Genomic DNA, 20,644 nt, shown 5'->3' on the forward strand with positions numbered 1-20,644 from the left:
GCTTCCCCTTAACCGCGAGCCTTGGCCGCTGGACGTACAACCAGGTTGCCGCCAGTAGCGCCAGGAACAGCACCCTTGACCAACAACAGATTGCGTTCAGCGTCGACGCGCACTACTTCGAGGGACTGCACGGTCACGCGCTCAGCGCCCATATGACCGGACATTTTTTTGCCCTTGAATACACGACCAGGAGTCTGGCACTGGCCAATAGAGCCCGGGACGCGGTGGGAAACGGAGTTACCGTGAGTGTTGTCTTGGCCACGGAAATTCCAACGCTTGATCGTACCCTGGAAGCCTTTACCCTTGGACTGACCGGTTACATCAACCAGTTGACCAGCGGCGAAGATTTCAGCGTTGATCAGATCGCCAGCCTGGTAGTCGCCGTCTTCGAGACGGAACTCCATAACAGTGCGACCAGCTGCAACGTTTGCTTTAGCGAAGTGACCTGCTTGAGCAGCAGTCACGCGCGAAGCACGACGCTCGCCGACAGTGACTTGCACTGCACGATAGCCATCGGTTTCTTCAGTTTTGAACTGGGTGACGCGATTCGGCTCGATCTCAATGACCGTGACCGGAATGGAGACACCTTCTTCGGTGAAAATACGGGTCATACCGCATTTACGACCGACTACACCAATAGTCATGTTGTAAACCTCATGAGTGTACGGGGCTTTCACCCGCTATGGCCGCCCATTTCAGAGCGTTACACGACTAAGACCCAAGTCTTAGCCGAGGCTGATCTGTACTTCCACACCGGCCGCCAGATCAAGCTTCATAAGTGCATCAACGGTTTTATCCGTTGGCTGGACGATGTCCAGTACGCGCTTATGAGTACGGATCTCGTACTGGTCACGCGCGTCTTTGTTGACGTGCGGGGAGACCAGAACGGTGAACCGCTCTTTACGGGTAGGCAGTGGAATTGGACCACGCACTTGAGCACCAGTACGTTTCGCGGTTTCCACGATTTCCTGGGTGGATTGGTCGATCAGGCGATGGTCAAAAGCCTTCAACCTGATACGGATTTGCTGATTTTGCATTGGATTTCAGACTCCGGCTGCTATTCCCAGCGAGCGCAATACGCCCGTTAAAAGGAGGCGCAATTCTATAGACGGCCCTGATAGGTGTCAACCCAATAAAAAAGGCCCCCGCTGAGCGGGGGCCTTTTCAAAACATCAGAGCTATCTCAGAAGAGATAATTACTCGATGATTTTAGCTACAACGCCAGCACCAACGGTACGGCCGCCTTCACGGATTGCGAAACGCAGGCCGTCTTCCATAGCGATGGTTTTGATCAGGGTGACAACCATTTTGATGTTGTCGCCTGGCATTACCATTTCTACGCCTTCCGGCAGTTCGCAGTTACCGGTTACGTCGGTAGTACGGAAGTAGAACTGTGGACGGTAGCCTTTGAAGAACGGAGTGTGACGGCCGCCTTCTTCTTTGCTCAGCACGTACACTTCAGCTTCGAACTTGGTGTGCGGCTTAACCGAACCTGGCTTAACCAGAACCTGGCCACGCTCAACGTCGTCACGCTTGGTACCACGCAGCAGAACGCCGCAGTTCTCGCCAGCACGACCTTCGTCGAGCAGTTTACGGAACATTTCAACACCGGTGCAGGTGGTGACGGTAGTGTCACGCAGACCAACGATTTCCAGTGGATCTTGAACCTTGACGATACCGCGCTCGATACGACCAGTTACAACAGTACCGCGACCGGAGATCGAGAATACGTCTTCGATTGGCATCAGGAACGGCTTGTCGATAACACGAACTGGATCTGGGATGTAGCTGTCCAGAGTCTCAACCAGTTTACGAACGGACGTGGTGCCCATTTCGTTGTCGTCTTTGCCTTCCAGAGCCATACGAGCAGAACCGATGATGATCGGAGTGTCGTCGCCTGGGAAGTCGTAAGTGCTCAGCAGATCGCGCACTTCCATCTCAACCAGTTCCAGCAGCTCAGCGTCGTCTACCAGGTCGGCCTTGTTCAGGTAAACCACGATGTACGGAACGCCTACCTGACGGGACAGCAGGATGTGCTCACGGGTTTGTGGCATCGGACCATCAGCGGCCGAGCAAACCAGGATCGCGCCGTCCATCTGGGCAGCACCGGTGATCATGTTCTTCACATAGTCAGCGTGACCTGGGCAGTCAACGTGAGCGTAGTGACGGATCAGCGAGTTGTATTCAACGTGCGCGGTGTTGATGGTGATACCACGAGCTTTTTCTTCTGGCGCGCTGTCGATTTTATCGAAATCAACGATTGCGGAACCGAATACTTCGGAGCAAACGCGAGTCAGAGCAGCAGTCAGAGTGGTTTTACCGTGGTCAACGTGACCGATGGTGCCAACGTTGACGTGCGGTAGGGAACGATCAAATTTTTCTTTAGCCACGACAATTAACTCCTTGCCTAAAGGACTGAATCAGCCTTGTTTTTTGGATACAGTTTCAGCGATGTGCGCCGGAGCTGTGTTGTATTTTTTGAATTCCATAGAGTAGCTTGCGCGACCCTGGGACATGGAGCGAACGTCGGTCGCATAACCGAACATCTCACCCAACGGAACCTCGGCGCGAATCACTTTGCCGGAAACCGTGTCTTCCATACCCAAGATCATGCCGCGACGACGGTTAAGGTCGCCCATGACATCACCCATATAGTCTTCAGGTGTAACAACTTCTACCGCCATGATTGGCTCAAGCAACTCACCACCGCCCTTCTGGGCCAGTTGCTTGGTTGCCATGGAAGCAGCCACCTTAAACGCCATCTCGTTGGAGTCGACGTCGTGGTAAGAACCGTCAAAAACGGTTGCTTTCAGGCCGATCAGCGGATAGCCGGCAACAACACCGTTCTTCATCTGCTCTTCGATACCCTTCTGGATAGCAGGGATGTATTCCTTAGGAACAACACCACCCACTACTTCGTTCACGAATTGCAGACCTTCCTGACCTTCGTCAGCAGGAGCAAAACGGATCCAGCAGTGACCGAACTGACCACGACCGCCGGACTGACGAACGAACTTGCCTTCGATTTCACAGTTCTTCGTGATGCGCTCACGATAGGAAACCTGAGGCTTACCGATGTTGGCTTCGACGTTGAACTCACGGCGCATCCGGTCAACCAGGATGTCCAGGTGCAGCTCGCCCATGCCGGAGATGATCGTTTGACCAGTCTCTTCATCAGTCTTGACGCGGAAAGATGGATCTTCCTGAGCAAGTTTGCCCAAAGCGATACCCATTTTTTCCTGGTCATCCTTGGTCTTAGGCTCTACGGCAACCGAAATAACCGGCTCCGGGAAGTCCATGCGAACCAGGATGATTGGCTTGGCAGCGTCGCACAAAGTCTCACCAGTGGTGACGTCCTTCATGCCGATCAGAGCCGCGATGTCACCAGCGCGTACTTCCTTGATCTCCTCACGGGCGTTTGCGTGCATTTGCACCATACGACCCACGCGCTCTTTCTTACCTTTAACCGAGTTGATCACGCCGTCGCCGGATGCCAACACGCCCGAGTAAACACGGACGAAGGTCAAAGTACCCACGAATGGGTCGGTAGCGATCTTGAACGCCAGGGCCGAGAACGGCTCGCTGTCGTCTGCATGACGCTCCATTTCTTCTTCCTCGTTATCAGGGTTGGTACCCTTGATAGCAGGAATATCGGTTGGAGCAGGCAGGTAGTCGATCACAGCATCGAGAACCAGGGGAACGCCCTTGTTCTTGAACGAGGAACCGCAAACAGCCAAGACGATCTCACCAGCGATAGTACGCTGACGCAGAGCGGCCTTGATTTCCACGTTGGTGAGTTCTTCACCCTCGAGGTACTTGTTCATCAGCTCTTCGCTGGCTTCGGCCGCAGCCTCAACCATGTTGTTGCGCCACTCGTCAGCCAGTTCCTGCAGTTCTGCAGGGATAGGCTTACGAACAGGAACCATACCTTTGTCGGAGTCATTCCAATAAACAGCTTCCATGTTGATCAGATCGATCTGACCCTGGAAGTTGTCTTCGGAGCCGATTGCCAATTGAATTGGCACCGGAGTGTGACCCAGGCGCTGTTTGATCTGACCGATCACGCGCAGGAAGTTGGCACCAGCACGGTCCATCTTGTTTACGTAAACAAGACGTGGAACGCCGTACTTGTTGGCTTGACGCCATACGGTTTCCGACTGAGGCTCAACACCCGAGGTACCGCAGAACACAACGACAGCGCCGTCGAGTACGCGCAGGGAACGCTCAACTTCAATGGTGAAGTCTACGTGGCCTGGTGTATCGATTACGTTGAAGCGATGCTCGTCTTTGTACTGCTTCTCGGAACCCTTCCAGAAGGCGGTAATAGCAGCAGAAGTAATGGTAATACCACGCTCCTGCTCCTGAACCATCCAGTCTGTGGTCGCGGCGCCGTCATGCACCTCGCCCATTTTGTGACTTTTGCCGGTGTAAAACAGTACGCGCTCGGTGGTGGTGGTTTTACCAGCATCCACGTGAGCAACGATACCGATGTTACGGTAGCGGCTAATCGGAGTAGTACGAGCCATAAAGCCCTCGCAAAATTAGTGAAGCTAAGATTAGAAGCGGTAGTGCGAGAAAGCTTTGTTAGCTTCAGCCATACGGTGCACGTCTTCACGCTTCTTAACAGCAGCACCTTTACCTTCAGCGGCGTCCAACAGCTCGCCGGCCAAACGCAGAGCCATAGACTTCTCGCCGCGCTTACGGGCGAAGTCTACCAACCAGCGCATTGCCAGAGCGTTACGACGGGACGGACGAACTTCGACCGGAACCTGGTAAGTAGCACCGCCTACACGGCGCGACTTCACTTCGACCAGCGGAGCGATGGCGTCGAGAGCTTTCTCGAAGATTTCCAGGGGGTCGCTGTTCTTGCGTTCTTTAACCTTTTCCAGCGCGCCATAAACGATACGCTCGGCAACGGCTTTCTTGCCGCTTTCCATCACGTGGTTCATGAACTTGGCCAGAATTTGGCTTCCGTATTTTGGATCGTCAAGCACTTCGCGCTTGGCTGCTACGCGTCTTCTTGGCATGGATAAGCCCTCAAACGGTCTTCAGGTTCGCTCGGAATCGGTGCCCTTTCGGGACGCCTCCGACCTTACTCTTATCGACTCAGAAAATAAGATGATTCAGTTTTACAAAAAGCCGCTACTACTTAGGCTTCTTGGTACCGTACTTCGAACGACCCTGGTTACGACCTTTAACGCCGGAAGTATCCAAGGAGCCGCGTACGGTGTGGTAACGAACACCTGGCAAGTCTTTTACACGACCGCCGCGGATCAGTACCACGCTGTGCTCTTGCAGGTTGTGGCCTTCACCGCCGATGTACGAGGAAACCTCGAAACCGTTGGTCAGACGCACACGGCATACTTTACGCAGTGCCGAGTTAGGTTTTTTCGGCGTGGTGGTATACACACGAGTGCATACGCCACGACGTTGCGGGCAGTTCTGCAGCGCAGGTACGTCGGATTTCTCGACGATACGCTTACGCGGCTGACGTACCAGCTGGTTGATAGTTGCCATCTACTAGCTCCACTGTTGTCTTGCGACGCTATTGTCTTGCAAGAAAAGCAAAATGGCAGGAACGAATTCCCGCCAAATTTAGGGGTACAAGAGTCTAAAGAGGATCTTGCCCCCAGTCAAGGCAAGGCCCCGACCTCCCCTCTCATCGAACCGGGACAAAAATGCCTCGATCCGACGAATGGGGGCTGCCAGGGCCCAGACTTATTTATCGCAGAACTCAGTTACCGCTTGAGTTCAGCGCTTCGGTCAGTGCAGCTTCCACTTCACTGGCGCTTACGCGCAGCGGCTTGTCAGCATCACGGCGGCGCTTGCGCTCGCTGTGGTAAGCCAAACCGGTACCTGCCGGGATCAAACGACCCACGACTACGTTTTCTTTCAGGCCGCGCAGGTAATCGCGCTTGCCGGTTACCGCTGCTTCGGTCAGTACGCGAGTGGTCTCCTGGAAGGAGGCCGCCGAGATGAACGACTCAGTGGACAACGACGCCTTGGTGATACCCAGCAACACACGAGTGAACTTGGAGACAAATTTGTCTTCCGCGCCCAGACGTTCGTTTTCTACCAGTACGTGAGTCAGTTCCATCTGGTCGCCCTTGATGAAACTGGAATCGCCGGATTCAGCGATTTCAACTTTACGCAGCATCTGACGCAGGATGGTCTCGATGTGCTTATCGTTGATCTTCACGCCTTGCAGACGGTAAACGTCCTGGATCTCGTTAACGATGTACTTGGCCAGCGCACTCACACCCAGCAGACGCAGGATGTCGTGTGGATCGCTCGGGCCGTCGGAGATAACTTCGCCGCGGTTTACCTGTTCGCCTTCGAAGACGTTCAGGTGACGCCACTTCGGAATCAGCTCTTCGTACGGATCAGTACCATCGTTCGGGGTAATGACCAGACGGCGCTTGCCTTTGGTCTCTTTACCGAACGCGATGGTGCCGCTGACTTCAGCCAGAATCGACGCTTCTTTCGGACGACGAGCTTCAAACAAGTCGGCAACACGCGGCAGACCACCGGTGATGTCGCGAGTCTTCGAAGTTTCTTGCGGGATACGCGCGATAACATCACCGATCGCGATCTTCGCACCATCCGCTACACCGACCAGGGCGTTGGCTGGCAGGAAGTACTGAGCGATTACGTCAGTGCCTGGCAGCAACAAGTCCTTGCCGTTGTCGTCAACCATCTTAACGGCAGGACGGATGTCTTTACCGGCAGCTGGACGATCTTTCGCGTCGAGTACTTCAATGTTGGTCATACCGGTCAATTCGTCAGTCTGACGCTTGATCGTGATGCCTTCTTCCATGCCCACGTAGGTCACGGTACCTTTCATTTCGGTAACGATTGGGTGAGTGTGCGGATCCCACTTGGCCACGATTGCGCCAGCGTCGACCTTGTCACCTTCTTTAACCGAGATCACAGCACCGTACGGCAGCTTGTAACGCTCGCGCTCACGACCGTAGTCATCAGCGATTGCCAGCTCACCGGAACGGGACACAGCAACCAGGCAACCATCCACTCGCTCAACGTGTTTCAGGTTGTGCAGACGGACAGTACCGCCGTTCTTCACCTGAACGCTGTCAGCTGCGGAGGTCCGGCTTGCCGCACCACCGATGTGGAACGTACGCATGGTCAGCTGGGTACCCGGCTCACCGATGGACTGGGCAGCAATTACGCCAACCGCTTCACCAATGTTCACCTGGTGACCACGAGCCAAGTCACGGCCGTAGCACTTGGCGCAAATGCCGTAGCGGGTTTCGCAGCTGATCGGCGAGCGAACAATCACTTCGTCGATGCTGTTGAGTTCGATGAACTCGACCCACTTTTCATCCACCAGGGTGCCAGCAGGAACGATAACTTCCTCGGTACCTGGCTTGAATACGTCACGGGCAATTACTCGACCCAGTACGCGCTCACCCAACGGCTCTACAACGTCGCCGCCTTCGATGTGCGGAGTCATCAGCAGACCGTGTTCGGTGCCGCAGTCAACTTCAGTCACAACCAAGTCTTGCGCAACGTCTACCAGACGACGAGTCAGGTAACCGGAGTTAGCCGTTTTCAACGCGGTATCCGCAAGACCCTTACGAGCACCGTGAGTGGAGATGAAGTACTGAAGTACGCTCAAACCTTCACGGAAGTTCGCAGTAATCGGCGTTTCGATGATGGAGCCGTCCGGCTTGGCCATCAGGCCACGCATACCGGCGAGCTGACGGATCTGCGCAGCAGAACCCCGTGCGCCCGAGTCGGCCATCATGTACATCGAGTTGAACGACTCTTGATCGACTTCTACGCCATGACGGTCGATAACCTTCTCTTTCGAGAGGTTAGCCATCATCGCCTTCGACACTTCGTCGTTGGCCTTGGACCAAAGGTCGATCACTTTGTTGTACTTCTCGCCCTGGGTTACCAGGCCGGAGGCGTACTGGCTTTCGATTTCTTTCACTTCATCAGTTGCAGCATTGATGATCTGGGCTTTTTCATCCGGGATAACGAAGTCGTTAACACCGATGGAAACGCCGGAAATGGTCGAATAAGCAAAGCCGGTGTACATCAGCTGGTCAGCGAAGATCACGGTCTCTTTCAAACCAACCACGCGGTAGCACTGGTTGATCAGCTTGGAGATCGCCTTTTTCTTCATCGGCAAGTTGACGACGTCGTACGACAGGCCTTTTGGCACAACTTGATACAGCAAGGCACGGCCGACAGTGGTGTCGACAATACGGGTGCCGCTCACGCTGCCGCCATCACGGTCGTTGACGGTTTCGTTGATCCGCACTTTGACCTTGGCGTGCAGTGCGGCTTCGCCGGCACGGAACACACGGTCAACTTCTTGCAGGTCAGCGAACACACGACCTTCACCTTTGGCGTTGATCGCTTCACGAGTCATGTAGTACAGACCCAATACAACGTCCTGCGACGGAACGATGATTGGCTCACCGTTGGCTGGCGACAGAATGTTGTTGGTCGACATCATCAACGCGCGCGCTTCCAACTGGGCTTCCAGTGTCAGCGGTACGTGCACGGCCATTTGGTCGCCGTCGAAGTCGGCGTTGTACGCAGCACAGACCAGAGGGTGCAGCTGGATAGCCTTACCTTCGATCAGTACTGGTTCAAACGCCTGGATACCCAGACGGTGAAGGGTCGGTGCACGGTTGAGGAGAACCGGGTGTTCGCGAATCACTTCAGCGAGAACGTCCCAAACCTCTGGCAGTTCGCGCTCGACCATTTTCTTGGCCGCTTTGATGGTGGTCGCGAGACCGCGCATTTCCAGCTTGCCGAAGATGAATGGCTTGAACAGCTCAAGTGCCATCTTCTTGGGCAGACCGCACTGGTGCAGACGCAGGGTCGGGCCTACGGTAATTACCGAACGACCGGAGTAGTCAACACGCTTACCGAGCAAGTTCTGACGGAAACGACCTTGCTTACCCTTGATCATGTCAGCCAAGGATTTCAGAGGACGCTTGTTCGAACCGGTGATAGCGCGGCCACGACGGCCGTTGTCGAGCAAGGCATCGACAGCTTCTTGCAACATACGCTTTTCGTTGCGCACGATGATGTCCGGAGCGGACAGATCGAGCAGGCGCTTCAAGCGGTTGTTACGGTTGATCACGCGGCGGTACAGGTCGTTGAGGTCGGACGTCGCGAAACGACCACCGTCCAACGGTACCAGCGGACGCAGGTCTGGCGGCAGAACCGGCAGAACGGTCAGCACCATCCACTCTGGCAAGTTGCCGGAACCCTGGAAGGCTTCCATCAACTTCAGACGCTTGGACAGTTTCTTGATCTTGGTTTCGGAGTTGGTTTGCGGAATTTCTTCGCGCAGACGGCCAATCTCGTGCTCCAGGTCGATAGCGTGCAGCAGCTCGCGGACAGCCTCGGCACCCATACGGGCATCAAAGTCGTCGCCGAATTCTTCCAGCGCTTCGAAGTACTGCTCGTCGTTCAGCAGCTGACCTTTTTCAAGGGTGGTCATGCCTGGATCGATAACGACATAGCTCTCGAAGTAGAGAACGCGTTCGATATCACGCAGGGTCATGTCCATCAGCAAGCCGATACGGGACGGCAGCGATTTCAGGAACCAGATGTGGGCAACCGGCGAAGCCAGTTCGATGTGCGCCATGCGCTCACGACGAACCTTGGCCAGTGCAACTTCAACGCCGCACTTCTCGCAGATCACACCACGGTGCTTCAAGCGCTTGTACTTACCGCACAGGCACTCGTAATCCTTTACCGGGCCAAAGATCTTGGCGCAGAACAGGCCGTCACGCTCAGGTTTGAACGTACGGTAGTTGATGGTTTCCGGCTTTTTAACTTCACCGAACGACCACGAACGGATCATCTCAGGCGATGCCAACCCAATACGGATGGCGTCGAACTCTTCGACTTGACCCTGGTTTTTCAGCAAATTCAGTAGGTCTTTCAAGGCCTTTCCTCCTGGCGGAGCAGAGAGCGGGCTAAACAACCCCGCTCTCGATTCGCGTCACGTGTTATTCGGTTTCCAGATCGATATCGATGCCGAGGGAACGAATTTCTTTGATCAACACGTTGAAGGACTCGGGCATGCCCGGCTCCATACGGTGATCGCCGTCCACGATGTTTTTGTACATCTTGGTCCGACCGTTCACATCGTCCGACTTCACTGTGAGCATTTCTTGCAGAGTGTATGCAGCACCGTATGCTTCCAGTGCCCAGACCTCCATCTCCCCGAAACGCTGACCACCGAACTGAGCCTTACCACCCAGCGGCTGCTGGGTAACCAGGCTGTACGAACCGGTAGAACGAGCGTGCATCTTGTCGTCTACCAAGTGGTTCAGCTTCAGCATGTACATGTAGCCAACAGTAACCGGGCGCTCAAACTTGTTGCCGGTACGGCCGTCGAACAGCTGCATCTGGCCGCTTTCCGGCAGGTCTGCCAGTTTCAGCATGGCCTTGATTTCGCTTTCCTTGGCACCGTCGAACACCGGGGTAGCCATTGGAACGCCGCCGCGCAGGTTCTTCGCCAGGTCCAGGATTTCCTGGTCGGAGAAGGTGTCCAGCTCTTCGTTGCGACCGCCGATCTCGTTGTAGATCTCGTGCAGGAACTTACGCAGGTCAGCAACCTTGCGCTGCTCTTCGATCATACGGTTGATCTTCTCGCCCAGACCTTTGGCCGCGAGGCCCAGGTGGGTTTCGAGGATCTGACCAACGTTCATACGCGAAGGTACGCCCAACGGGTTGAGGACGACGTCGACCGGGGTGCCATTGGCATCGTGCGGCATGTCTTCAACCGGCATGATCACGGAGACCACACCTTTGTTACCGTGACGACCGGCCATCTTGTCGCCCGGCTGGATGCGGCGACGGATTGCCAGGTAAACCTTGACGATTTTCAGCACGCCTGGAGCCAGGTCATCGCCCTGCTGCAGTTTGCGCTTCTTGTCTTCGAACTTGTCGTCCAGCAGACGGCGGCGATCAACGATGTAGGCCTGGGCCTTCTCGAGCTGCTCGTTCAGAGCATCTTCAGCCATGCGCAGTTTGAACCACTGGCCGTGCTCAAGACCGTCGAGTACTTCGTCGGTGATGTCCTGACCTTTCTTCAGACCTGCGCCGCCTTCAGCCTTGTGGCCTACCAGAGCGGAACGCAGACGTTCGAAGGTCGCGCCTTCAACGATACGGAACTCTTCGTTCAGGTCCTTGCGGATCTCGTCGAGTTGAGTCTTCTCGATGGACAGTGCACGAGCATCACGCTCAACGCCGTCACGGGTGAAGACCTGTACGTCGATGACAGTACCCTTGGTACCGGTAGGTACACGCAGGGAGGTGTCTTTAACGTCGCTGGCTTTTTCACCGAAGATGGCACGCAGCAGCTTCTCTTCCGGAGTCAGTTGGGTCTCGCCTTTCGGAGTGACCTTACCTACCAGGATGTCGCCTGCGCCAACTTCAGCACCTACGTAAACGATACCGGCTTCGTCCAGCTTGTTCAGTGCAGCTTCACCCACGTTCGGGATGTCTGCAGTGATTTCCTCTGGCCCAAGCTTGGTATCACGTGCCACACAGGTCAGTTCCTGAATGTGGATCGTGGTGAAACGGTCTTCTTGAACAACACGCTCGGACAGGCAGATGGAGTCTTCGAAGTTGAAGCCGTTCCATGCCATGAACGCGATGCGCATGTTCTGACCCAGAGCCAGTTCACCCATGTCGGTGGACGGGCCGTCGGCCATGATGTCGCTACGCTGAACGCGGTCACCCTTGCTCACCAGCGGACGCTGGTTGATGCAGGTGTTCTGGTTCGAGCGGGTGTATTTGGTCAGGTTGTAGATGTCGACACCGGCTTCGCCAGTTTCAACTTCATCATCGGCAACACGAACCACGATACGGCTGGCATCAACTGAGTCGATCACGCCGCCACGACGGGCTACGACGCAAACGCCGGAGTCACGGGCTACGTTACGCTCCATGCCGGTACCTACCAGCGGCTTGTCAGCGCGCAGGGTTGGTACAGCTTGACGCTGCATGTTGGAACCCATCAACGCACGGTTGGCGTCATCGTGTTCCAGGAACGGGATCAGCGACGCTGCAACCGAAACTACCTGCTTCGGCGAAACGTCCATCAAGGTGACGTCTTCCGGCGCCTTGACGGTGAACTCGTTCAAGTGACGAACAGCTACCAGCTCGTCGATCAGGACTTTCTTGTCGTTCATCGTGGCCGAAGCCTGAGCGATCACGTGATCAGCTTCTTCGATGGCGGACAGGAATACGATCTCGTCGGTGACCAGAGCGTCTTTCACCACGCGGTACGGGCTCTCGAGGAAGCCGTACTGGTTGGTGCGCGCATAAGCGGCCAGGGAGTTGATCAGACCGATGTTCGGACCTTCCGGCGTTTCGATCGGGCAAACACGACCGTAGTGCGTCGGGTGTACGTCACGAACTTCAAAGCCAGCACGCTCACGGGTCAGACCGCCCGGGCCCAGTGCAGAAACACGGCGCTTGTGGGTGATCTCGGAGAGCGGGTTGTTCTGGTCCATGAACTGGGAAAGCTGGCTGGAACCGAAGAACTCTTTCACTGCCGCAGCCACTGGCTTGGCGTTGATCAGGTCTTGCGGCATCAGGCCTTCGCTTTCAGCCATCGACAGACGCTCTTTGACCGCACGCTCAACACGCACAAGGCCAACGCGGAACTGGTTTTCGGCCATTTCGCCTACGCAGCGAACACGACGGTTACCCAGGTGGTCGATGTCATCGACGATGCCTTTACCGTTACGGATGTCGACCAGAGTCTTCAGTACCGCGACGATATCTTCCTTGCACAGCACGCCCGAACCTTCGATCTCGGTACGACCGATACGACGGTTGAACTTCATCCGGCCGACCGCAGACAGGTCATAACGCTCAGGGCTGAAGAACAGGTTGTTGAACAGGGTCTCGGCAGCGTCTTTGGTCGGTGGCTCACCAGGACGCATCATGCGATAGATCTCGACCAGCGCTTCCAATTGGTTGCTGGTGGAGTCGATCTTCAGTGTGTCGGAGATGAACGGACCGCAGTCGATGTCGTTGGTGTACAGGGTCTCGATGCGAACAACCTGGGCCTTGGCGATTTTTGCCAGGATTTCGGTGTTCAGCTCGGTGTTGCACTCAGCCAGGATTTCGCCTGTAGCCGGGTGAACGATAACCTTGGCGGTGGTGCGACCCAGGACGTAGTCCAGAGGCACTTCCAGCGACTTGATGCCGGCTTTTTCGATCTGGTTGATGTGGCGCGCAGTAATACGACGACCCGCTTCAACGATCACTTTGCCGTTTTCGTCCTGAATGTCCAGAACGGCAATTTCACCACGCAGACGCGAAGCAATCAGCTCCAGGCTGAGGGTTTCATCCTTCAGGCTAAATACGTTGGTGGTGTAGAAAGCGTCCAGCACCTGCTCAGTGGTGTAACCGAGCGCGCGCAGCAGTACCGAGGCCGGCAGCTTGCGACGACGGTCGATACGCACGAACACGCAGTCTTTCGGGTCGAACTCGAAGTCCAACCACGAACCGCGGTACGGAATGATCCGCGCGGAGTACAGGAGTTTACCGGAGCTGTGCGTCTTGCCGCGGTCGTGGTCGAAGAACACGCCCGGGGAACGGTGCAGCTGGGAAACAATAACACGCTCGGTACCGTTGATTACGAAGGTACCGTTTTCAGTCATCAGTGGGATTTCGCCCATGTAGACTTCTTGCTCTTTGATGTCCTTGATCGCTTTGTTCGACGATTCTTTGTCGAAAATGATCAGGCGGACTTTTACCCGCAAAGGTACGGCGTACGTAACACCGCGCAACACGCATTCTTTGACATCAAATGCCGGTTCGCCCAGGCGATAACCCACGTACTCCAGCGCAGCATTGCCGGAGTAGCTGATGATCGGGAAAACGGATTTGAAGGCCGCATGCAGGCCCACGTCGCGGAACTGATCTTTGGTCGCTCCCGCCTGCAAGAATTCACGATACGAATCCAGCTGGATAGCCAGAAGGTACGGGACATCCATGACGTCCGGCAACTTGCTAAAGTCCTTGCGGATACGTTTTTTCTCAGTATATGAGTAAGCCATCAGCGTTCCCCAGCTTGGTCACCTGCTTGTTTGGCCCCTCCGACGGGAGCAGCCAGAAAATCTTGCAAACCCCATGGTTTGCACCACCGCATCGGGTGGTTACAGCGCGTAATTGGCGGCGACCGAGTCGACAGCCAAGAACGGAAAAAGGCCGGTGGCAAGAGCCACCAGCCATCAGCCTTCAGCTTAACGCTTGGGCTGGAGACGCAAGGTCGATGCTTACTTCAGCTCGACTTTAGCGCCTGCTTCTTCCAGCACTGCTTTAGCTTTGTCAGCGGCGTCTTTCGACACTGCTTCCAGAACCTGGGCAGGAGCGCCGTCAACTACAGCCTTGGCTTCTTTCAGGCCCAGACCGGTCAGTTCACGAACTGCCTTGATCACGTTTACTTTCTTCTCGCCAGCTTCCAGCAGCATGACGTTGAATTCGGTTTGCTCTTCAGCAGCAACAGCAGCAACAGCTGGGCCAGCGGAAGCAGCGGCAGCGGAAACGCCGAATTTTTCTTCGAAAGCTTTGATCAGCTCAACAACCTGCAGAACCGACATTTCAGCTACGGCGTTGAGGATATCTTCTTGGGAGATAGACATTACTGTATTTCCTGAATTGGGGGACGGCCTACGCGGCCATCGAAATAAACAAAAATACGCGAAAGGAGGTGCTCAGCCTTAGGCTGCGGCAGCTTCTTTTTGCTCGCGAACTGCGGCCAGAGTACGAGCCAACTTGCTGGTAGCGCCTTGAATCACGCTCATCAGCTGAGAAATAGCTTCGTTACGGGTCGGCAGTGTTGCCAGTACGTCGATTTGGTTAGCTGCGAGGAACTTGCCCTCGAACGCAGCTGCCTTGATCTCGAACTTATCCTGACTCTTGGCGAATTCCTTGAACAAACGGGCAGCAGCACCCGGGTGATCTTTGGAGAACGCGATCAGAGTCGGGCCGGTGAACACGTCATTGAGAACACTGTATTCAGTGTCAGCAACAGCGCGCTTGAGCAGGGTGTTACGTACAACACGTACGTATACGCCAGCTTCACGAGCCTCTTTACGGAGTCCGGTCATAGCGCCTACTGTCACACCACGGGCATCAGCCACGACAGCGGACAGAGCAGCTTTGGCAGCCTCGTTGACTTCAGCGACGATGGCCTTCTTGTCTTCGAGATTAATTGCCACGGGTTTAACTCCTGCTTGTTACCGTTTCATCTGGCCGAAGCCGGATGTCGTTTTGGTGTCTGATTCGGTAAGGAACCGGGAGCACCATCTGCGTAGGCTTGAGGTTTAAGGCTTGCGCCGCCTACGGTCTTGGATAGCCCCCGCCAGGCAGGGACCCCAATTTTTTCAATTGGCGCGATCTCTCGCACCAACGTATTTCTTATACGTCCAGCGAGCCTTGGTCGATGACCAGACCTGGGCCCATAGTGGTGCTCAGGGTAACGCGCTTGACGTAGATACCTTTCGAAGAAGCTGGCTTGATACGCTTCAGATCAGCGATCAGGGCTTCAACGTTTTCCTTCAGCTTGACGGCATCGAAGCCGACTTTGCCAACGGAGGTGTGAATGATGCCGTTTTTGTCGGTGCGATAACGAACCTGACCAGCCTTGGCGTTTTTAACCGCGGTAGCTACGTCTGGCGTTACGGTGCCGACTTTAGGGTTAGGCATCAGACCACGTGGACCGAGGATCTGACCCAACTGACCTACAACGCGCATTGCATCCGGGGAAGCAATAACTACGTCGTAGTTCAGGTCGCCGCCTTTCATTTCGGCAGCCAGGTCGTCCATGCCAACGCGATCAGCGCCGGCGGCCAGAGCAGCTTCAGCTGCCGGGCCTTGGGTGAAGACAGCAACACGTACAGTCTTGCCAGTACCGTGTGGCAGCACAGTAGCGCTACGAACGACCTGGTCGGATTTACGTGGGTCAACACCCAGGTTTACAGCAACGTCAACGGACTCGCTGAACTTGACAGTCGACAGCTCGGTCAGCAGGGCAGCGGCGTCTACAAAGTTGTAGGCCTTGCCTGCTTCGATTTTGCCGGCGATAGCCTTTTGGCGCTTGGTCAGCTTAGCCATTACACACCCTCCACGTTAAGGCCCATGCTACGAGCAGAACCGGCGATGGTACGCACGGCTGCATCCATATCAGCTGCAGTCAGATCCGCGTTTTTGGTTTTCGCGATTTCTTCCAGCTGAGCACGAGTTACGGTGCCAACCTTAACGGTGTTAGGACGAGCGGAACCGCTAGTCAGACCAGCAGCTTTCTTCAGCAAAACCGAAGCCGGGGTCGACTTGGTTTCGAAAGTGAAGCTACGGTCGCTGTATACAGTGATGATCACTGGAGTGGGCAGACCTGGCTCAAGACCCTGAGTACGGGCGTTGAAGGCCTTGCAGAATTCCATGATGTTCACGCCGTGCTGACCCAGAGCCGGGCCGACAGGTGGACTTGGGTTGGCCTGAGCGGCCTTCACTTGCAGCTTGATGTAAGCGGTAATCTTCTTGGCCATGAGGCACTCCAATTACGGGTTCAAACGCCTCGAAAGGCTCCCCGGTTACTTGCGCGTTTATCCCAGTGACGACAAAACCCCACAGCCTAAGGCTGCGGGGTTGGGATGCTTGCTCAGCTAGACCTTCTCGACCTGGCTGAACTCCAACTCTACCGGAGTAGAGCGACCGAAAATGAGCACTGCCACTTGGATCCGGCTCTTTTCGTAGTTAACTTCTTCGACGGTGCCGTTGAAATCAGCAAACGGACCATCTGTGACACGAACAACCTCACCCGGCTCGAACAACGTCTTCGGCTTAGGCTTGTCGCTACCATCAGCAACGCGACGCAGAATTGCTTCCGCCTCTTTGTCGGTGATCGGAGCAGGCTTATCAGCAGTACCGCCGATGAAACCCATGACACGAGGAGTGTCCTTGACCAAGTGCCAAGTACCTTCATTCATGTCCATCTGAACCAGCACGTAGCCAGGGAAGAACTTGCGTTCGCTTTTGCGCTTCTGACCATTCCGCATTTCAACCACTTCTTCAGTGGGAACCAGAATTTCGCCGAAGCCATCTTCCATGCCTGCAAGCTTTACGCGCTCTAGCAAAGAGCGCATAACATGCTTCTCGTAACCCGAGTAAGCATGCACAACGTACCAACGCTTAGCCACGGGACACCCTTAGCCAACAATCAAGGAAACAAGCCAGCCGAGCAGGGAATCAAGCCCCCACAACAGCAACGCCATAACCAGAACAACAGCCACAACAATCAACGTGGTCTGCGTGGTTTCTTGGCGAGTCGGCCAAACGACTTTACGAATTTCGGTGCGAGCTTCCTTTACCAGGACCGCGAAAGACTTGCCTTTGGCAGTCTGCAGGCCTACAAAGGCAGCTACAGCAGCAAGAGCGAGCAAAGCGAGTACGCGGTACAGGATCGGCGAAGCAGAGTAGTACTGATTGCCAACAACGCCTACGACCACCAACGCGACCACAGCGAGCCACTTGACGAGATCGAAACGAGAGCTTTGAGCTTCAGCCTTAGGAGTCATCTATGAAGATCCTGTGAAAAGAAAGCCAGACACACCACGTGAATCTGGCAGGTCAGGAGGGAATCGAACCCCCAACCTACGGTTTTGGAGACCGTCGCTCTGCCAATTGAGCTACTGACCTAAAACAAAATCAGGCCGACCATTATGCAGGCCTGAAAAAGACTTTACAACAACCAACCCCACTAGACCTGAAATCACCTGGCAACAAAGCCAAATGCAACACCAACAAGCCGAGGCAGCTGTTAAAACAAAGGCAGATATTTTCATATCTGCCTTGTTATATGGAGCTCTTGAGCGGATTTGAACCGCTGACCTCACCCTTACCAAGGGTGTGCTCTACCAACTGAGCTACAAGAGCAAAACACATTGCACAACCTGCAAACTTGGAGCGGGTAGCGGGAATCGAACCCGCATCATCAGCTTGGAAGGCTGAGGTTCTACCACTAAACTATACCCGCGGAGCTTGCAGCTCACGCTAAAAATGGTGGAGGGGGAAGGATTCGAACCTTCGAAGTCGTAGACGTCAGATTTACAGTCTGATCCCTTTGGCCGCTCGGGAACCCCTCCTAAGCGAGCCGGCATTCTACATCACGCCGGCCTTCTGTCAAGCATTTTCTCATTAAAAATATGAGGTTAGCTGCGTTGACCTTCGCTTCACGCTGTAGACCGTAAAGGTCTTCACTGCGAAGCGGGCGCCATTCTATGCAAACTATTCGACAGTTGCAACGCCTTCGCACAACATTATTTTATGTTTTAACTCATTGAATTCCTTAGCAAGGTTTTCAAACGGCAGATCCTCAGCCAACCTCCTGCTTTCAGGGGCGACACGAAGCCAATAGCCGGAGGCATCAGGCGTATTGAGGAGAAGCACTTTGACCTTTATATCCAGGCTTATGAGGCGCTGCTCTACCGACTGGGCCTGGCGCTGATCAGCGAAACCACCGATGTATAGACACGTACTTTGTGCGTCAGACGCTTTTGCCCGGTCGCGCCGAACCATGGGGTCAGAGGATTCACTCAATAGGCGAATATCCTGCTGAGAGCCCTTATAGAGACTCAGTGGCGTTACATCTTTAGCACGCAATGGGGCTTCCTGTTGATGCCAGATGTAATAGAAGGCATTGAGAACGAGCAAAAGCAAAAACAGCCAACGCATAAATACCTCAGGACAAAGGGCACGCCATCGCCAGACCAACAAAAACCAGATCAGGAACAAAACGAGCGTGAGGCACGGCATCAGAGACCAGGTCAGCATCCCCGCCAGTCAGAAAAACCGTGAAGTCATTCCCCCAATAGCTCCGAGCCAACTCAAGCTGTGTCAAAACAAACCCTCTGAGCATCAGCGTACAACCCCGCTCAACGGCTTCCACAGTCGTCCGCCCCGGCGAGAGGCGTGCCAGGGCCTGCTCTGCCGCAATATCGTCGTAGCGGATTTTGCGCGTGTGCGTTCGCAACTGGCTGCGCATGAGGGGCATTCCCGGGCAAATGAAGCCGCCAAGGTGCTCACCATCGGCAGCAATAAAGTCTGCAGTGGCTGCGGTACCGAAATCGAGTACCAGGCAGGCACCTGATGCCAGCTTGAAACCACCGAGCATTGCCAACCAACGATCCAGCCCAAGACGCTCAAACTCTTCGTAGCCGTTACGTACACCCGCCGCCTCCCTCGCTGAGACAGCACAAGACACAACAACCCCAAATGCCCCCTGCAATGCCTCAACCAACTGCCCGGTCTCTTCGGAGGCCCGAACACTTACCAGGCGGCAGCGCGTCAATGACAACCCCGGGATTGCCTTCAGGCCCTCGATCAACTCAAGGTCCGAGCCGACAACACCCTCAGCGGACGCCCTGGCCATAGGCGAATCGAGCACACGCCACTTGATAAAGCTATTCCCACAGTCGAGCTCAAGAATCATCACGCAACCTCAGGCTTAACTCACCGCCGCTGTATATTTTCTCGACACCCTCGACACTCAGCCGCAGCGCGCCCTGGTGATCAACACCCAGCACCACACCATCAATCTGGTTAACACCCGCGATAAGAGATACGGCCTTACCCTGCCACAAATGATTTCGCTCCCACTCTTCCTGAAGCGCAGCAAAACCGAAAGCCTTATGTCGCTCCAGGTGACTTTGCAACTGCAGTCCAAGGCGTGCGACCAAGTGATTTCGGTCGACAGGGGAGCCCGTCTCCAACTGCGCCGACGTCCACTGCTGATCGACCTCTGCCGCCTTCTGCATATTTACGTTGATCCCTATACCGAGCACAACATGGCAAACATCAGCGGGATCTCCAACCAATTCCAGCAAGATACCGGCAATTTTTTTCTGCCCAACCAGGACGTCATTCGGCCATTTCAAGGCGGCGCCCTGGACACCCAACTCACGCAGGGCCTGCATGACTGCCAATCCGACGACAAGGCTAAGCCCTTCCAACTGCCTCAGCCCGCCGTCAATGCGCAATACGAGGCTGTAATACAGGTTTTGAGCAAACGGACTGACCCACTTGCGGCCCCGCCTCCCTCTTCCCGCCGTTTGCTGCTCCGCAAGCACCAGAAATGGCGCCGCGCAACCTGTGCCGACGAGGCGCAAAGCCTCGGCATTGGTGGAGTCTATGGAGTCAGAGATGTAAACAGGCCACGCCAAAGCAGGAGCGCGCTCTTGAATTTCTTCAGCACTCAAGAACACCAATGGAGATGCTAGCTGGTACCCCCTGCCGCGAATTTTATGAATGGGCAGGTTCAATTCAGACTCCAGATGCTGGAGCTGCTTCCAAACAGCACTGCGGCTGACACCCAGGGCAACACCGAGCGCCTCTCCGGAGTGGAATCGACCATCTTTGAGAAGTGTTAACAACGTCAGCATGCAAGCATCGCCTCACAATGAGGCACGCATGATAGCCATGCGCAAGGTCATTGCATAGAAAGGACAGGATTTAGCACTGGAGGCGGCTGCAAAGCAGGCTTACGTGGCATCTCAGCCTGGACGCGTTGTGATTAACGCCACTCGTGAGCGAGATTTACGCCTAAACGAGCGCCCAAAACAAAACCCCTGAT

The 20,644-nt window shown here is 55.1% G+C and carries 17 protein-coding genes and 4 tRNA genes; all 21 read right to left on the reverse strand.

Annotated elements, in window-relative coordinates:
* Positions 1 to 8: 8 nt before the first annotated feature.
* Positions 9 to 644, reverse strand: a complete 636-nt coding sequence (gene rplC, locus HX790_RS17475; protein WP_003194649.1) for a 50S ribosomal protein L3 — start codon at positions 642 to 644, stop codon at positions 9 to 11.
* A gap of 81 nt (positions 645 to 725) precedes the next feature.
* The gene (gene rpsJ / locus HX790_RS17480) at positions 726 to 1,037 is read right to left on the reverse strand and encodes a 30S ribosomal protein S10 (RefSeq protein WP_003186070.1); all 312 of its coding nucleotides are present in this window, start codon (positions 1,035 to 1,037) and stop codon (positions 726 to 728) included.
* Positions 1,038 to 1,196: 159 nt separating this feature from the next.
* Positions 1,197 to 2,390, reverse strand: a complete 1,194-nt coding sequence (gene tuf / locus HX790_RS17485; protein WP_003176426.1) for an elongation factor Tu — start codon at positions 2,388 to 2,390, stop codon at positions 1,197 to 1,199.
* A 30-nt stretch (positions 2,391 to 2,420) separates the two neighbouring features.
* Positions 2,421 to 4,526: an elongation factor G gene (fusA, locus tag HX790_RS17490; protein WP_010206921.1), complete on the reverse strand. Its 2,106-nt coding sequence runs from the start codon at positions 4,524 to 4,526 to the stop codon at positions 2,421 to 2,423.
* A 30-nt stretch (positions 4,527 to 4,556) separates the two neighbouring features.
* Positions 4,557 to 5,027, reverse strand: a complete 471-nt coding sequence (gene rpsG, locus HX790_RS17495) for a 30S ribosomal protein S7 (RefSeq protein WP_002555493.1) — start codon at positions 5,025 to 5,027, stop codon at positions 4,557 to 4,559.
* A 118-nt stretch (positions 5,028 to 5,145) separates the two neighbouring features.
* Positions 5,146 to 5,517 carry a 30S ribosomal protein S12 gene (rpsL, locus tag HX790_RS17500; protein WP_002555494.1) on the reverse strand — a complete coding sequence of 124 codons (372 nt, stop codon included), beginning with the start codon at positions 5,515 to 5,517 and terminating at the stop codon, positions 5,146 to 5,148.
* Between the two features lie 217 nt (positions 5,518 to 5,734).
* Entirely contained in the window at positions 5,735 to 9,934 is a 4,200-nt protein-coding gene (rpoC, locus tag HX790_RS17505; protein WP_017135962.1) for a DNA-directed RNA polymerase subunit beta', read from the reverse strand.
* A 64-nt stretch (positions 9,935 to 9,998) separates the two neighbouring features.
* The gene (gene rpoB, locus HX790_RS17510; protein ID WP_017135961.1) at positions 9,999 to 14,072 is read right to left on the reverse strand and encodes a DNA-directed RNA polymerase subunit beta; all 4,074 of its coding nucleotides are present in this window, start codon (positions 14,070 to 14,072) and stop codon (positions 9,999 to 10,001) included.
* Between the two features lie 219 nt (positions 14,073 to 14,291).
* Positions 14,292 to 14,657, reverse strand: coding sequence for a 50S ribosomal protein L7/L12 (rplL, locus tag HX790_RS17515; RefSeq protein ID WP_010566858.1), 366 nt, complete (start codon positions 14,655 to 14,657; stop codon positions 14,292 to 14,294).
* A 78-nt stretch (positions 14,658 to 14,735) separates the two neighbouring features.
* A complete protein-coding gene (rplJ, locus tag HX790_RS17520; RefSeq protein WP_003176433.1) occupies positions 14,736 to 15,236 on the reverse strand; it encodes a 50S ribosomal protein L10 in 501 nt (166 codons plus the stop codon).
* A 199-nt stretch (positions 15,237 to 15,435) separates the two neighbouring features.
* Positions 15,436 to 16,131: a 50S ribosomal protein L1 gene (rplA, locus tag HX790_RS17525; protein ID WP_003232403.1), complete on the reverse strand. Its 696-nt coding sequence runs from the start codon at positions 16,129 to 16,131 to the stop codon at positions 15,436 to 15,438.
* Entirely contained in the window at positions 16,131 to 16,562 is a 432-nt protein-coding gene (gene rplK, locus HX790_RS17530) for a 50S ribosomal protein L11 (RefSeq protein WP_003176435.1), read from the reverse strand. The genes rplA and rplK overlap by 1 nt, the downstream gene beginning before the upstream one ends.
* 117 nt (positions 16,563 to 16,679) lie before the next feature.
* Positions 16,680 to 17,213 (reverse strand): transcription termination/antitermination protein NusG, encoded by a 534-nt coding sequence (gene nusG, locus HX790_RS17535; protein WP_003176436.1) that lies wholly within the window; start codon positions 17,211 to 17,213, stop codon positions 16,680 to 16,682.
* A 9-nt stretch (positions 17,214 to 17,222) separates the two neighbouring features.
* Entirely contained in the window at positions 17,223 to 17,591 is a 369-nt protein-coding gene (gene secE, locus HX790_RS17540) for a preprotein translocase subunit SecE (protein WP_003194658.1), read from the reverse strand.
* Between the two features lie 45 nt (positions 17,592 to 17,636).
* Positions 17,637 to 17,712 (reverse strand) — tRNA-Trp (locus HX790_RS17545).
* 161 nt (positions 17,713 to 17,873) lie between these two features.
* Positions 17,874 to 17,949, reverse strand: a tRNA-Thr gene (locus tag HX790_RS17550).
* Positions 17,950 to 17,975: 26 nt separating this feature from the next.
* Positions 17,976 to 18,049: transfer RNA gene (locus tag HX790_RS17555), tRNA-Gly, on the reverse strand.
* A gap of 24 nt (positions 18,050 to 18,073) precedes the next feature.
* Positions 18,074 to 18,158 (reverse strand) — tRNA-Tyr (locus HX790_RS17560).
* 142 nt (positions 18,159 to 18,300) lie between these two features.
* Positions 18,301 to 18,747, reverse strand: coding sequence for a hypothetical protein (locus HX790_RS17565; protein WP_176991838.1), 447 nt, complete (start codon positions 18,745 to 18,747; stop codon positions 18,301 to 18,303).
* Positions 18,748 to 18,754: 7 nt separating this feature from the next.
* Positions 18,755 to 19,504: a pantothenate kinase gene (locus tag HX790_RS17570; RefSeq protein ID WP_017135959.1), complete on the reverse strand. Its 750-nt coding sequence runs from the start codon at positions 19,502 to 19,504 to the stop codon at positions 18,755 to 18,757.
* A complete protein-coding gene (birA, locus tag HX790_RS17575) occupies positions 19,494 to 20,453 on the reverse strand; it encodes a bifunctional biotin--[acetyl-CoA-carboxylase] ligase/biotin operon repressor BirA (protein ID WP_169987447.1) in 960 nt (319 codons plus the stop codon). The genes HX790_RS17570 and birA overlap by 11 nt, the downstream gene beginning before the upstream one ends.
* Positions 20,454 to 20,644 lie beyond the last annotated feature (191 nt).

Origin of the sequence: Pseudomonas sp. IPO3747, from assembly GCF_013385245.1 — a bacterium.
Classification (GTDB): Bacteria; Pseudomonadota; Gammaproteobacteria; order Pseudomonadales; family Pseudomonadaceae; genus Aquipseudomonas; species Aquipseudomonas edaphica.

What these genes read in the sequence shown, in the direction of transcription:
- rplK (WP_003176435.1), bottom strand. Translation starts at nt 16,562, where the DNA reads ATGGCCAAGAAGATTACCGCTTACATCAAGCTGCAAGTGAAGGCCGCT.
- HX790_RS17565 (WP_176991838.1), bottom strand. Translation starts at nt 18,747, where the DNA reads ATGCGTTGGCTGTTTTTGCTTTTGCTCGTTCTCAATGCCTTCTATTAC.
- secE (WP_003194658.1), bottom strand. Translation starts at nt 17,591, where the DNA reads ATGACTCCTAAGGCTGAAGCTCAAAGCTCTCGTTTCGATCTCGTCAAG.
- rplL (WP_010566858.1), bottom strand. Translation starts at nt 14,657, where the DNA reads ATGTCTATCTCCCAAGAAGATATCCTCAACGCCGTAGCTGAAATGTCG.
- rpsL (WP_002555494.1), bottom strand. Translation starts at nt 5,517, where the DNA reads ATGGCAACTATCAACCAGCTGGTACGTCAGCCGCGTAAGCGTATCGTC.
- rpoB (WP_017135961.1), bottom strand. Translation starts at nt 14,072, where the DNA reads ATGGCTTACTCATATACTGAGAAAAAACGTATCCGCAAGGACTTTAGC.
- rpsG (WP_002555493.1), bottom strand. Translation starts at nt 5,027, where the DNA reads ATGCCAAGAAGACGCGTAGCAGCCAAGCGCGAAGTGCTTGACGATCCA.
- rplC (WP_003194649.1), bottom strand. Translation starts at nt 644, where the DNA reads ATGACTATTGGTGTAGTCGGTCGTAAATGCGGTATGACCCGTATTTTC.
- fusA (WP_010206921.1), bottom strand. Translation starts at nt 4,526, where the DNA reads ATGGCTCGTACTACTCCGATTAGCCGCTACCGTAACATCGGTATCGTT.
- rplA (WP_003232403.1), bottom strand. Translation starts at nt 16,131, where the DNA reads ATGGCTAAGCTGACCAAGCGCCAAAAGGCTATCGCCGGCAAAATCGAA.
- rpsJ (WP_003186070.1), bottom strand. Translation starts at nt 1,037, where the DNA reads ATGCAAAATCAGCAAATCCGTATCAGGTTGAAGGCTTTTGACCATCGC.
- HX790_RS17570 (WP_017135959.1), bottom strand. Translation starts at nt 19,504, where the DNA reads ATGATTCTTGAGCTCGACTGTGGGAATAGCTTTATCAAGTGGCGTGTG.
- birA (WP_169987447.1), bottom strand. Translation starts at nt 20,453, where the DNA reads ATGCTGACGTTGTTAACACTTCTCAAAGATGGTCGATTCCACTCCGGA.